The sequence below is a fragment of the uncultured Pluralibacter sp. genome (assembly GCF_913775985.1).
Taxonomy (GTDB): domain Bacteria; phylum Pseudomonadota; class Gammaproteobacteria; order Enterobacterales; family Enterobacteriaceae; genus Pluralibacter.
Window position 1 is genome coordinate 1 of sequence record NZ_CAJYMB010000103.1, and the last position, 12588, is coordinate 12588.

14 protein-coding genes and 3 tRNA genes are annotated in these 12588 nt (G+C 56.8%); 3 read left to right on the forward strand and 14 right to left on the reverse strand.

Translation table 11 applies throughout. The features are described 5' to 3' along the window. Positions 1 to 145: 145 nt before the first annotated feature. The gene (gene tyrP / locus QZ766_RS12755) at positions 146 to 1357 is read left to right on the forward strand and encodes a tyrosine transporter TyrP (RefSeq protein WP_297202526.1); all 1212 of its coding nucleotides are present in this window, start codon (positions 146 to 148) and stop codon (positions 1355 to 1357) included. Positions 1358 to 1393: 36 nt separating this feature from the next. Here tyrP and QZ766_RS12760 read toward each other — a convergent pair whose 3' ends face one another. Beyond that, positions 1394 to 2059, reverse strand: coding sequence for a YecA family protein (locus tag QZ766_RS12760; protein WP_297202529.1), 666 nt, complete (start codon positions 2057 to 2059; stop codon positions 1394 to 1396). Between the two features lie 218 nt (positions 2060 to 2277). Between QZ766_RS12760 and QZ766_RS12765 the strand changes: the two genes are divergently transcribed. Then, positions 2278 to 2568, forward strand: a complete 291-nt coding sequence (locus QZ766_RS12765) for a DUF1471 domain-containing protein (RefSeq protein WP_297202531.1) — start codon at positions 2278 to 2280, stop codon at positions 2566 to 2568. A 364-nt stretch (positions 2569 to 2932) separates the two neighbouring features. Here QZ766_RS12765 and QZ766_RS12770 read toward each other — a convergent pair. From QZ766_RS12770 to uvrY, 6 genes are all read right to left on the reverse strand, one after another. Further along, positions 2933 to 3019, reverse strand: a tRNA-Leu gene (locus QZ766_RS12770). Between the two features lie 12 nt (positions 3020 to 3031). Then, a tRNA-Cys gene (locus QZ766_RS12775) sits at positions 3032 to 3105 on the reverse strand. Positions 3106 to 3144: 39 nt separating this feature from the next. After that, positions 3145 to 3220: transfer RNA gene (locus QZ766_RS12780), tRNA-Gly, on the reverse strand. Positions 3221 to 3370: 150 nt separating this feature from the next. Next, the gene (gene pgsA / locus QZ766_RS12785) at positions 3371 to 3919 is read right to left on the reverse strand and encodes a CDP-diacylglycerol--glycerol-3-phosphate 3-phosphatidyltransferase (protein WP_297202533.1); all 549 of its coding nucleotides are present in this window, start codon (positions 3917 to 3919) and stop codon (positions 3371 to 3373) included. Positions 3920 to 3974: 55 nt separating this feature from the next. Further along, positions 3975 to 5807, reverse strand: coding sequence for an excinuclease ABC subunit UvrC (gene uvrC / locus QZ766_RS12790; protein ID WP_297202535.1), 1833 nt, complete (start codon positions 5805 to 5807; stop codon positions 3975 to 3977). Beyond that, on the reverse strand, positions 5804 to 6460 hold the full coding sequence (gene uvrY, locus QZ766_RS12795) for a UvrY/SirA/GacA family response regulator transcription factor (protein WP_297202537.1): 657 nt from the start codon (positions 6458 to 6460) through the stop codon (positions 5804 to 5806). Before uvrY ends, uvrC begins: the two co-directional genes overlap by 4 nt. Positions 6461 to 6909: 449 nt before the next feature. Between uvrY and QZ766_RS12800 the strand changes: the two genes are divergently transcribed. Continuing rightward, positions 6910 to 7134, forward strand: coding sequence for a DUF2594 family protein (locus tag QZ766_RS12800; RefSeq protein ID WP_297202540.1), 225 nt, complete (start codon positions 6910 to 6912; stop codon positions 7132 to 7134). A gap of 34 nt (positions 7135 to 7168) precedes the next feature. On the opposite strand, the gene sdiA is transcribed toward QZ766_RS12800, so the two are convergent. From sdiA to QZ766_RS12835, 7 genes are all read right to left on the reverse strand, one after another. Next, on the reverse strand, positions 7169 to 7888 hold the full coding sequence (sdiA, locus tag QZ766_RS12805) for a transcriptional regulator SdiA (protein WP_297202542.1): 720 nt from the start codon (positions 7886 to 7888) through the stop codon (positions 7169 to 7171). 128 nt (positions 7889 to 8016) lie between these two features. Then, a complete protein-coding gene (tcyN, locus tag QZ766_RS12810) occupies positions 8017 to 8769 on the reverse strand; it encodes an L-cystine ABC transporter ATP-binding protein TcyN (RefSeq protein ID WP_297202544.1) in 753 nt (250 codons plus the stop codon). Further along, entirely contained in the window at positions 8766 to 9434 is a 669-nt protein-coding gene (gene tcyL / locus QZ766_RS12815) for a cystine ABC transporter permease (protein WP_297202546.1), read from the reverse strand. The genes tcyN and tcyL overlap by 4 nt, the downstream gene beginning before the upstream one ends. A gap of 14 nt (positions 9435 to 9448) precedes the next feature. After that, on the reverse strand, positions 9449 to 10435 hold the full coding sequence (gene dcyD, locus QZ766_RS12820) for a D-cysteine desulfhydrase (RefSeq protein ID WP_297202548.1): 987 nt from the start codon (positions 10433 to 10435) through the stop codon (positions 9449 to 9451). A 105-nt stretch (positions 10436 to 10540) separates the two neighbouring features. After that, on the reverse strand, positions 10541 to 11341 hold the full coding sequence (gene tcyJ / locus QZ766_RS12825; protein ID WP_297202550.1) for a cystine ABC transporter substrate-binding protein: 801 nt from the start codon (positions 11339 to 11341) through the stop codon (positions 10541 to 10543). 87 nt (positions 11342 to 11428) lie between these two features. Continuing rightward, positions 11429 to 11947: a flagella biosynthesis regulatory protein FliZ gene (fliZ, locus tag QZ766_RS12830; RefSeq protein ID WP_297202553.1), complete on the reverse strand. Its 519-nt coding sequence runs from the start codon at positions 11945 to 11947 to the stop codon at positions 11429 to 11431. Positions 11948 to 12018: 71 nt separating this feature from the next. After that, a partial coding sequence (locus QZ766_RS12835) for an RNA polymerase sigma factor FliA (RefSeq protein ID WP_297202555.1) occupies positions 12019 to 12588 on the reverse strand: 570 nt, incomplete at its 5' end.

The window sequence follows — 12588 nt, forward strand, 5'->3', positions numbered from 1 at the left end:
CTCCCTTTTTCACCCCGCCTAATTCCTTCATTTAACCGTAATCAATTCGTTACACCTTGCGTAACTGAGATTTGACGAACTTTCGCTTTTGCCCTACTCTGCGCGGCATATTTTGCCGTTGCTATCATGCTGGACAGAGGAAAGTGTGAAGAATCGCACCGTAGGAAGTATTTTAATTGTCGCCGGAACCACAATTGGCGCAGGAATGCTGGCGATGCCGCTGGCGTCAGCGGGCGTTGGATTTGGCGTCACTACCGGCCTGCTTTTCGGGCTGTGGGCGCTGATGTGCTATACCGCCCTGCTGCTGCTGGAAGTCTATCAACACGTGCCCGCCGATACCGGACTCGGCTCCCTGGCCCGCCGTTATCTGGGCCGCGCCGGGCAGTGGCTGACAGGCGCAAGTATGCTGTTTTTGATGTATGCCCTGACGGCGGCCTATATTAGCGGCGCGGGCGAGCTGCTGGCCGCCAGCCTCAACCAGTGGTTTCATCTCACGCTGCCCGCCGCGGGCGGCGTGCTGCTGTTTACCCTTACCGGCGGCTGCATTATCTGCATCGGCACTTTTCTGGTGGATCTGTTTAACCGCTTCCTGTTCAGCGCCAAGATTATTTTTCTGGTGGTGATGCTGGCGCTGCTTATTCCCCATATCCATCAGATTAATTTACTGACTCTGCCGCTGTCCCAGGGGCTGGCGCTGTCGGCCATTCCGGTGATCTTCACTTCGTTCGGCTTTCACGGCAGCGTGCCGAGCATCGTCAACTATATGAACGGGGATATGCGCAAACTGAAGCGCATCTTCATCATTGGCAGCTTTATCCCGTTGGTGGCCTATCTTTTCTGGCAGATGGCGACGCTGGGCAGCATTGACTCTCCGGTGTTTCACGCCCTGCTGGCGGACCACAGCGGCCTGAACGGCCTGCTGCAGGCGATCCGTACCGTGGTGGCCTCCGGGCACGTGGAGCTGGCGGTGCATCTGTTTGCCGACTTTGCGCTGGCAACCTCGTTCCTCGGGGTGGCGCTGGGCCTTTTTGATTATCTGGCGGATCTTTTCGGCCGCCGCAACAGCCCGGCAGGCCGTCTCCAGACCGGCGCCATCACCTTTCTGCCGCCGCTGGCGTTCGCCCTGTTCTACCCCCGCGGCTTCGTGATGGCTCTGAGCTACGCCGGCGTGGCGCTGGCAGTGCTGGCGCTGATCGTGCCTTCTCTGCTGGTGATGAAGAGCCGACAGCAGCATCCCGACGCGCAATGGCGCGTGGCGGGCGGAACGCCGGCGCTGTGGCTGGTGTTTAGCTGCGGGATTGGCATTATTTTGATACAGGCGGCGATTGCCTGCGGCTGGCTGCCGGAAGTGGGATAGATAAAAGAAGGAAGGCCGGGCGGCCTTCCTTTTGACTTATTTCAGACAGCAGCTTTTATGTTTTTTTCCGCTGCCGCAGGGGCACGGATCGTTACGCCCCACTTTATTTTCATTCTTAATCGGCTGCTTTACCGGCGCGAGCTGCGGGTTTTCCATCCAGTACTGGCACAGCGCCAGCGCCGCCGGTTTAATGGCGTCTACGCTGGCGACATACTCGTCGGCAGAGAGGCTCTCCAGGCGGCTGAAGTTCTCCTCTTTACCGTGCAGGGCGATAGCGTCCAGGGCGGGCTGCAGCGACTGCGGCAGCGATGACCAGTCCGCCATCGCCGCGCCGCGCAGGTAGCCGAAGCACCACTCCTCAACAATGGTGATCTCCTGCCCTTCCTCGTCGCGGGTACCGAACAGCGGCTCGTACTGTTCGGGATACTCCCCGAGGCGCTCGGCGATGTCGTCCATATGCTGCAGAACCAGATTAACAAAGCGGTCGCGCTCCCGGTCATTGGCCCAGCGCGGCACGTGCTGTGTACCGCCCCACAGCGCCACCAGCCAGTCGGCGGGCTCGATGTCCGTCGGGGACGACAGGATCGCCGTCAGCATCCCGTCAAGTTCAGACACGTCCATAATGGAGGCATCGTTGCCGTAGCGGGCGAGGACGTCGTCCAGCCATTCAAGTTCGCTTTCGTTAAGCGGTCCGGTTTTCATAGCGTGCTCTCAACAATTAATACAGGGCTAATTCTGGCGGGGAGGATAGCGGAAAAGCGCGTCCGTATACAGTCGCGATTGCATCAATTCGCGCGCTAACGCGCAGATGTAAAAAGCACAATTTTGAATTTGCTTTTCTTTACATTATTCTACAATGTGTAAGCGCATTGATTGCAATGACAACATTAACAAATGAGAACTTAACAAGGATAAGCAATATGAAAAAAATGACTCTGGCCGCTTCGCTGCTGATCTCCACTTTCTCTTTTAGCGCTTTTGCCGCGCAGTTAGTCTCTCAGCAAGAAGTCGATCACTACAAACTGGTTAAAATTGGCTCCGTTAACGTTGCCCAGTCCGGCGGCGCTATCTCCTCTCCAAGCGATCTGCACGAGAAGCTGTCCGAGCTGGCCGATAAGAAAGGCGGCGAGTACTACCGCATCGTAGCGGCTAAGCAGATTGGCCCGAACTTCGAAGCGTTTGCTGAAGTGTATAAAGACGCCAAGAAATAAGCGATTGTGCGATGATGATGAAACCACGCTGCGGCGTGGTTTTTTTATGGGCCGACGTTGCGCAGGGAGAATTCTGTACTAAACCCAGAGTAATTCATGCATATCCCGTTACGCTGTGATTGATTAAATAATGTCTGAGTAAGCGCGAGCCGTACCTTGATCAAAATTCACAGGTAAAGATGTCGGGAAGAGTATGCGGGTTAAAATCAGGCGCCGGAGAAATTTCGAAATTGTGTATCTCAGGGGGGATAAATAATTGAAAAATTATATCGTATTAAGACTATCTTTGGACAAAAACAAAAAAACCACCCGAAGGTGGTTTCACGACACTGCTTATTGCTTTGATTATTCTGATGTTTCCCACTGGTACCCGGAGCGGGACTTGAACCCGCACAGCGCGAACGCCGAGGGATTTTAAATCCCTTGTGTCTACCGATTCCACCACCCGGGCTCGGGGATAAAGTGGAGGCGCGTTCCGGAGTCGAACCGGACTAAACGGATTTGCAATCCGCTACATAACCGCTTTGTTAACGCGCCTTAATTCTGCTGCATCCGCTACTGCCGATGCATATAAACTGGAGCGGGAAACGAGACTCGAACTCGCGACCCCGACCTTGGCAAGGTCGTGCTCTACCAACTGAGCTATTCCCGCTTATCAGATGATTTAGTTAATCATTTGATTTTGTTACCGTCTGACAAGCTGTGCTGCCGTTCGATGCGATGCATTCTACTTGCCTGACGGTTTGAGTCAACGATATTTTTCATCTCACTGAATCGTTTGCTGAATTTTACGGCGAAACGATCACTGTTCAAGCAAATCGCCGCGGGCGGCGTTTAAATACTGCAGCATAGACCACAGCGTGAGCACTGCGGCAACGATAAACAGCGCGATACCCGCCCACTCAACCCACTCGTTCGGGCGCCAGAGCATCCACACCAGCGCCGCCATTTGCGCGGTGGTTTTCACTTTACCAATCCACGAAACTGCCACGTTGCTGCGCTTGCCGAGCTCCGCCATCCACTCGCGCAGGGCGGAGATGATAATCTCGCGGGCAATCATCGTCGCCGCCGGCAGGGTTATCCACCAGGAGTGATAATGCTCGACCACCAGCACCATCGCAATGGCAACCATCACCTTATCCGCCACCGGGTCGAGAAATGCGCCAAAACGCGTGCTCTGATTCCAGCGGCGGGCCAAAAAACCATCAAACCAGTCGGTAACGGCGGCGATAAAAAAGATCAGCGCGCAGAGAAACGGCGCCCAGGTAAACGGAAGATAGAACGCCAGCACAAAAAACGGGATCAGGATGACGCGAAACAATGTGAGCAATGTCGGGATATTAAATTGCATGGCGACGGTAACTATCTGTTGTCAGGGAAATTAGCTCTATGTTGCTACAGAGCCCTCAATGTTTCAACGAGTAGAAGATCTTTTCTGCCAGACCGTGTGAGATGCCCGGAACTTTGGCTATCTCATCCACGCTGGCATTCTGGAGACCCTGCAATCCGCCCATGTACTTAAGCAGCATCTGCCGCCGTTTCGGCCCCACGCCCTCGATGGTTTCCAGCGAGCTGGTATTCTTGACCTTGGCGCGCTTCTTGCGGTGCCCGCCAATGGCGTGGTTGTGGGAATCATCGCGGATGTGCTGAATCACGTGGAGCGCCGGCGAATCCGAGGGCAGGCTAAAGCCCTCTCCTTCCGGTTCGAAAAATAGCGTCTCCAGCCCGGCCTTGCGGTCGGTGCCTTTCGCCACGCCGAGCAGCAGCGGATGGTGCTTGTCCCAGCTGACGTCCAGCTCTTCAAAAACCTGCTTCGCCTGCCCCAGCTGCCCTTTACCGCCGTCAATCAGAATAACATCCGGGATTTTGCTCTCTTCAATGGCTTTCCCGTAGCGGCGGCGCAGCACCTGATTCATCGCCGCATAGTCATCCCCGGGAGTAATGCCGGTGATGTTATAGCGGCGATACTCGGCGCGCAGCGGGCCGTTGCTGTCAAACACCACGCAGGATGCAACGGTCTGTTCGCCCATCGTATGGCTGATGTCGAAGCACTCCATGCGCTTAATCTCGGGCAGCCTGAGCTCGGTAGCCAGCGCCTTGAGCCGCTGGGTAATGGTTGACTGCTGGGAGAGCTTAGTGACCAGCGCGGTTGCCGCATTGGTGCGCGCGAGCTTGAGATAGCGAGCGCGATCGCCGCGCGGCCGGGTCTGAATGTGGATGCGGCGCCCGGCAATCTCGGAAAGAGAGTCCGCCAGCAGCGTTTTATCACCGAAATTAAAATCGAGCAGGATCTCGCAGGGCAGCGTGCGCGCCTGGCTGCCCTGCAGATAGAACTGGCCAACGAAGGTTTCGACCACTTCGCCGACGTCAGTGCCGCCCGGCACTTTTGGAAAGTAGCTGCGGCTGCCGAGCACTTTGCCCTGGCGGATAAACAGCACGTGCACGCAGGCCATGCCGTTATCAAACGCCACGCCAATAACGTCCAGATCGTCCCCTTCATTGGAGACAAACTGCCGCTCGGTGACGCGCCGCACCGCCTGGATCTGATCGCGAATGCGCCCGGCCTCTTCAAAGGCGAGAGACTGGCTGGCTTTCTCCATCCGATCCACCAGCATATTAAGCACCTGATCGTCTTTACCGGACAGAAACAGGCGCACGTACTCCACCTGCTGGGCATACTCCTCTTCACTCACCAGCCCGCTAACGCAGGGGCCCAGACAGCGGCCAATCTGATACTGCAGGCAAGGACGGGAGCGGTTGCGGTAAACGCTGTTTTCGCACTGGCGAATGGGAAATATTTTTTGCAGCAGCGCGAGGGTTTCGCGCACCGCGTAGCCATTTGGAAAAGGGCCGAAGTACTCCCCTTTCGCATGCTTTGCCCCACGGTGCATCGCCAGGCGCGGATGGGCGTCGGCGCTGAGAAAAATGTAGGGATAGGATTTGTCATCGCGCAGCAAAACGTTGTAGCGCGGCTGGTAGAGCTTAATGTAATTATGCTCAAGCAGCAGCGCCTCGGTTTCGGTGTGCGTGACCGTGACATCAATCTGGGCGATTTGCGCCACCAGCGCCTCGGTCTTTCGCGATGCTAAATGGCTGCGAAAGTAGCTTGAGAGGCGCTTTTTCAGATCTTTTGCTTTACCGACATAAATAACCGTGCCGCCGGCATCGTACATTCTGTAGACGCCGGGCTTGCTGGTTACTGTCTTGAGAAAGGCTGTTGAATCAAAGACATCATTCACTGATTTGCTAAAGACTCCGCATTACACAGGCCGTGGCGGATTGCCATGTGGGTCAGCTCGACGTCACCGTGAATGTTCAGTTTGCTGAACATCCGGTAGCGATAGCTGTTCACCGTTTTGGGACTGAGATTCAGCTGTTCTGAAATCTCATTCACCTTTTGACCTTTGGTAATCATCAGCATAATCTGCAATTCACGTTCCGACAAACTGGCAAACGGGGATTCAGTTTTTTCCGGTTCGATTTGGCTGAGCGCCATCTGCTGCGCAATATCAGATGCGATATAGCGCTGGCCTGAAAACACGGAGCGGATGGCGTTGACCACTTCCTGCGGCGCCGCACCTTTACTGAGATAACCGGCGGCACCAGCCTGCATGACTTTCGCAGGAAGGGGATTTTCCGTGTGCACGGTGAGCATAATGACTTTGATGCCGGCCGCGGAGCGCGCAATCTTACGCGTGGCTTCAAGACCACCGATGCCGGGCATGCTCATATCCATTAACACCACATCTACCGGGTTAACACGGCACCACTTGACTGCGTCTTCACCGCAGCCTGCTTCGCCGACAACTTTTATACCCTTAATGTCTTCAAGAATGCGTCGTATCCCTGCGCGCACCAGTTCGTGGTCATCAACAAGAAGTACGTTGATCAAAGGAATATTCTCCAGAATAGGGATAACGCTAACTGCCTCTTAATTAGTACCATACTAACGTTATTTTACGTAGTTTTGAAAGACAAAAAATTCTTACCGTTCAAAGTTTCGCGGCGTTTTCAGGAAATTAAGTAACTGTTATAAAGAAACATTACAGAAGTGTGAGACGCAGCAACCTGCGGCTAATACACAGGCTTAGATATTTCATCAATAAACATAAATAAGCACCAATGCTAAATGATTAATTATTCAGATAAAGGCAATCAGCAAATACGCTAATATTGTAGCAAATAAGTAAATATAACGTTAATACAATTAGTGCGTAATCGCCCCAATAGCATACCGGACCCAAAATCTGCGCCTGCTTTTTTATCACCGCTTTGTGATATACTGCGCGCCCTTAATCAATGCCAACCGCGCCCGCGCGCAAAGACCTAACGAGGAAATAGATGAGCACTCCTGATTTATCCGCCACTGAAAATAATCAAAACCTGGCACAGGAACTTGACTGTATCAAAACCCTGATGGCGCTGATGCTTCAGGCTATGGGTCAGGCCGATGCCGGGCGCGTGATTATCAAAATGGAAAAACGCATCGCCCAGATGGAAGACCAAGCCCAGGCGGCCGCCTTCTCTGCCACGGTAAAGCAGATCAAGCAGGCTTACCGCAGCTAGCAGGCACCCGGTCGCAACCTGCGACCGGACTCCCTCAGATTATCCCCAGCGCCGCCGCATAGCAGGCCACCTGCGTTTTATTCGACGCGTTGCATTTCTTCTGCATATTCTTCTGGTGAAAGTTCACCGTATTCTCGGAGATAGCGAGGATCATCGCGATTTCCGCCGACGTTTTGCCGTCCGCTGTCCACTTCACAATCTCCAGCTCGCGGTTGCTGAACTTGATTTCCGGCGGGACAACCTGCGGATCTTTCAGGTTCAGCAGCGAGGTCAGGCTAAGCTCCGCCAGCGTCAGGCTGCGCAGGTGCAGCTCCTCGTCGCTGTGGCTCGCGCACTCGCCGCTGCGGGAGAACGACAAATAGCCTACCGCCCGGTTGGGTAAAACGTGGCGGTGAGTAAATCCCGCCCGCAGGCCAAAGTCTCTGGCACCGTCCCACAGCGTCGGCGATGCCTCGAACAGCGCATCGCTCCACACCACGCCGCGCTGGCAGAAATTCTCCGCTTTCAGCACCGGATCGATAGCGAAAAAGTTTTCGTTGCGATAACAGTTAACCCACGCTTGTGGATAATTCGCCTGCAAACTGAATTTCGGACGGGTAAAAGGAACGGGCTGACGGATGCACAGCGAGTACCAGTCATGCTCTATCGCTTCGGCCTGCTGCCTGAGCAGGGCGTGGATCTGTTCGCTTGAGGTCACGTGCAAAAACTGTTGCAGCAGCTCGCGCCGCCAGCTTAAAAATGCATTACTCCACATGCCAGTGAGGGGCCTTTACTATTTAGACTGCCAATACATTTACACTAACACATTAGTAGTACTAATACATATAAGACATTACTTTTGCTTGCCGTCGACGCGGCAGCCCACGGCCGCCGCGCAAGGGTTTAGCGGGTTAAGAATTTTTCCAGAAACTGCCGGGTGCGCGGCTGCCGGGGATCGGCAAAAAGCGCCTTCGCCTCGCCCTGCTCCACAATGCGCCCCTGATCCATAAAGATGGCCCTGTCCGCCACGTCGCGGGCAAAACTCATCTCGTGAGTGACGATAACCATCGTCCGCTTCTCTTCGGCCAGCTGGCGGATGGTGCTGAGCACCTCACCTACCAGCTCCGGATCCAGCGCGGACGTGGGTTCATCAAACAGGATCACGTTAGGACGCATCGCCAGCGCCCGGGCGATAGCAACCCGCTGCTGCTGCCCGCCGGAAAGACGGCGGGGATAGCTGTCCTCTTTGCCGGACAGGCCCACTTTCGCCAGCAGCTCCCGGGCACGCTGCTGCGCGTCGGCCTTGCTTTCGCCTTTGACAATCACCGGCCCTTCAATCACGTTCTCCAGCACCGTGCGGTGCGGAAACAGGTTGAAGCTCTGAAATACGAAGCCGACGTGCTGGCGCAGCCGGCGGATTAACGTCTTCTGCTTGCTGAGCGGTCGGGCAGCATCAATGGTGATATCACCAACGCGGATCGTGCCGCTGTCTGGCTCCTCCAGCAGATTAATGGATCGCAGTAACGTGGTTTTGCCGGAGCCGCTCGGGCCAACAATCGCCACCACTTCGCCCTCTTTCACCTGCAGGTCGATGCCGTGCAGCACCGTCTGACCGTGGAATTTTTTCACCAGCCCAGTGACTTCAATAGCACTCATTTCGGATCGCGCTCCTGACGATTAAGTCGGTTTTCCAGATAGTTTTGCAGGGCAGACAGCGCCGTGGCCATGATCCAGTAGATCAGTGAGGCGGCGAGGTACATGGTAAACACCTCCAGCGTGCGGGAGGTAATAAGCTGCGCCTGGCGGAACAGCTCCGGCACCTGAATGGTGGCCGCCAGCGAGGTATCTTTGACCAGGCTGATAAAGCTGTTGGACAGCGGGGGCAGCGCCACCCGCGCCGCCTGGGGCAAAATGGCCCGGCGCAGGGTTTGCCATGGCGTCATGCCGATGCTGGCGGCAGCTTCCCACTGCCCTTTGTCGATGGAAGAAATGGCTGCCCGCAGGGTCTCCGCCGCGTAGGCCGCAGTGTTCAGCGACAGGCCAATCATCGCTGCCGGGATGGGATCCAGCTCAATGCCGAACTGCGGCAGGCCGTAATAGATCATAAACAGCTGCGCGATCAGCGGCGTGCCGCGAAAAATGGAGATGTACAGCCGCGCCAGCCAGCGCAGCGGCGCCAGCGGCGAAATACGCATCAGCGCCAGCACGAACCCCACCAGCAGGCCGAAAAACATCCCGCCGATACTGAGCTGCAGCGTGAATACCGCCCCTTTCAGCAAAAAGGGCAGCGAATCGATAACCAGTTGAATACTCTCTTGCATGGATTAAATTCTTATCAGACGTGAGGATGGTAGGCGAACAGCGCCGGAGCACCGCCGGTATGGACAAACAGTATCGGCCCTTCATCTTTGAAGCGCTGCTGGCTAATGCCGTCGATAAGCCCGGCCATTGCCTTGCCGGTATAGACCGGATCGAGCAAAATCCCCTCCAGACGCGCCAGCAGCTTCACGGCTTCCATACCGGCCTCGTTGGGCGTGCCGTAGCCCGGCGCAAAATAGTCGTCCCAAAGCTGAATGTCGGCCCGGGCGCTGACGCCGAGGCTCTCCGCCAGTCCCTGCTGAATATTGACCACTTTGGGCTTCTGATCCGCCGAGCCGCGGGAAACGGTGACGCCAATCAGCTCCACTTCCGGCATCAGCTGCTCCAGCCCAACCGCCAGCCCGGCGTGGGTACCGGCGCTGCCGGATGCCACCACCACCGAGGAGAGGCTTACCGCACCCTCGCACTGCTGCGCAATTTCCTGCGCGCACTCGACGTAGCCCAGCGCGCCGAGCACGTTCGAGCCGCCGACCGGAATGACGTACGGGCGAAAGCCCTGGGCTTCAACCCGGGTAGCCAGTTCGGCGAGCTGGCGGGCGGGATCGTCAAGGGCGTCGCACATCTCAACCTGCGCGTTAAACAGATCCAGCAGCAGGCGGTTGCCGTTGGTCAGGTAGTTTTCGGCTTTCGTGCCGATGGGATTTTCCAGCAGCGCCACGCAGTGCAGACCCAGTTTGGCCGCCACCGCCGCAGTCTGGCGGACGTGGTTAGACTGGATAGCGCCGGCTGTCACCAGCGTGTCTGCACCTTCGCGCAGGGCGTCGGCGGCCAAAAATTCCAGCTTGCGCAGCTTGTTGCCGCCCATCGCAATGGGCGTGACGTCATCGCGCTTGATAAAGATGTCGCGGCCCAGATGATCGGACAGGCGCGGCAGATACTCCAGCGGCGTCGGGGCGCCGAGAAGCTCGAGGCGGGGAAAACGGGACAGATTGAGCAGTGACATGGCACCTCCTGATTTTTTTCTTATTATGCACCCGGGCGCGGGGAAATAAAAAAGGTGCCGCAATGGGCACCCTGACTGTTCACGCACGCACGGTGCGTCGGAGGCTTATTGGGTCACGTCAGCGCCAAACCATTTTTCAGACAGCGCCTTCAGGCTGCCGTCTTTCTGCATCCCGGCAATGGCATCGTCAACGGCCTTAAGCAGGTCTTCGTTACCCTTGCGCAGCGCAACGCCGGACTCCAGACGAGAGAACGGCTGGCCGGCAACCGCCAGCGTGTTGTTGGTTTTCTTCACCAGATCCAGCGCCGCCAGGCGGTCAACCAGAATCACGTTGATGCGGCCGACGCGCAGATCCTGATACTTGGTGGGATCGTCGTCGTAAGTGCGCACGTCAACGCCCTGCACGTTCTTGCGCAGCCACTCTTCGTAGTTGGTGCCGAGGCCCACGCCCACTTTCTTGCCTTTCAGATCGGCGGCGGTTTTAACGCTGTCTTCGTTACCCTTTTTCACCAGCGCCTGCACGCCGGAGACGGTGTACGGGGTGGAGAAATCATACTTTTTCTTGCGCTCGTCGGAGATGGTCACCTGATTAATGACAACATCAACGCGTTTGGCGTCCAGCGAGGCCAGCATTCCGTCCCATTTGGTGGGCTTGAGATCCGCTTTTACCCCAAGGTGTTTCGCCAGATCCTGCGCGAACTCCACTTCAAAACCGGTGAGCTTGCCGTCATCGCCCTGATAGCTGAACGGCGGATAGGTGCCTTCCAGCCCGACGCGCAGGGTGCCGCGCTCTTTAATTTGATTCAGCAGGTTTTCCGCCGCGAAGGTTGGTACGCTGGCGCCGGCGACAACCGCTACCGCCATCATTCCCATCAGCGCCTGACGACCCAGAAGTGCTAATTTCATTTTGCCCCCAATAAAGTCAACTTTTTCTGCAGTTTACGTGTACCTGTTCTATTACGCTTAGTCCGTTACGTTACAGGATATTCTTTTTTAGTATATACCGCTTCCTGCTGCGCGGCTCGGGGAGCAAAGATACTGCGCGTATTTGCGCAGCGCAATGCGGTAGTTATTGGCGCCAGTCGCGGGCAGCCACGGCGCCAGACCCAGATCGGGCTCATCGGCACAGAGCGTCGGCTGGATGCTGTCGTTTGCCAGGCGCTCGCCGAGACGGCGCAGGCGCACCACGTACTCGCGGACAGTTCCCGGACTCATCTCGGTATGCTCGAACAGATACTGCTTAAAGCCGATGATATCGAACGGCCCGCTGCGGGCGCGGCAGTGCAGATCGCCGCAGAAGCGGCACAGTGCCATCCAGCGGCCGCGCTCCTGCTGCCACTGTTCATCGTCGATAGGGGTATCAAGGCGGGAAATAGCGATTTTATTGACGATGTCGCCGTCGCGCACCAGCGTCATGCGGTCGAGGATTTTTTCGCAGTGGGCGCAGCGGCTTTGGCCGTGCTTGAAGTCTTTCAGGTAGCGGCTGAGGGGCCGTTTTTTGGTCTGCTGCAACGCGTTACTCCGTTATCTGTAGCCTGAATCATTCGCCGCAGCCCCGGAACAGCACGGCCGCATGCGGGTCGCTAGCCTTCCCCGCGGCTGCGCGCCAGCCGGCCGCGCAGCCGCTTGATGGCCTGACTGTGCAGCTGGCTTACCCGCGACTCCCCTACCTCCAGCACGGCGCCTATCTCTTTAAGATTCAGCTCTTCCTGATAGTAAAGGGTCAACACCAGCTGCTCGCGCTCGGGCAAAGCTTCAATAGCCTCCATCACCCGCTGGCGCAGGTTGCTCTCCATCAGCAGGTGGAGCGGGTTATCGCGCTGCATCTCGTCGGTGACCGGCTCAATGCTGTCGCCGTGTTCGTCCCGCCACTCGTCCCAGGAGAAGAGCTGGCTGTTATTGGTGTCGAGCAGCATCTGCCGGTACTCGTCGATGCTAATCCCGAGCTGCCGGGCCACTTCGCTTTCGCTGGCGCTGCGCCCGAGCTGCTGCTCCAGCTGGCCTATCGCCTGCGCCACTTCCCGGGCGTTGCGCCGCACGCTGCGCGGGGCCCAGTCGCGGCTGCGCAGTTCGTCGAGCATCGCGCCGCGTATGCGCTGCACGGCATAGGTGGTAAACGCGGTGCCCTGCAGGGCGTCGAAGCGCTCAACGGC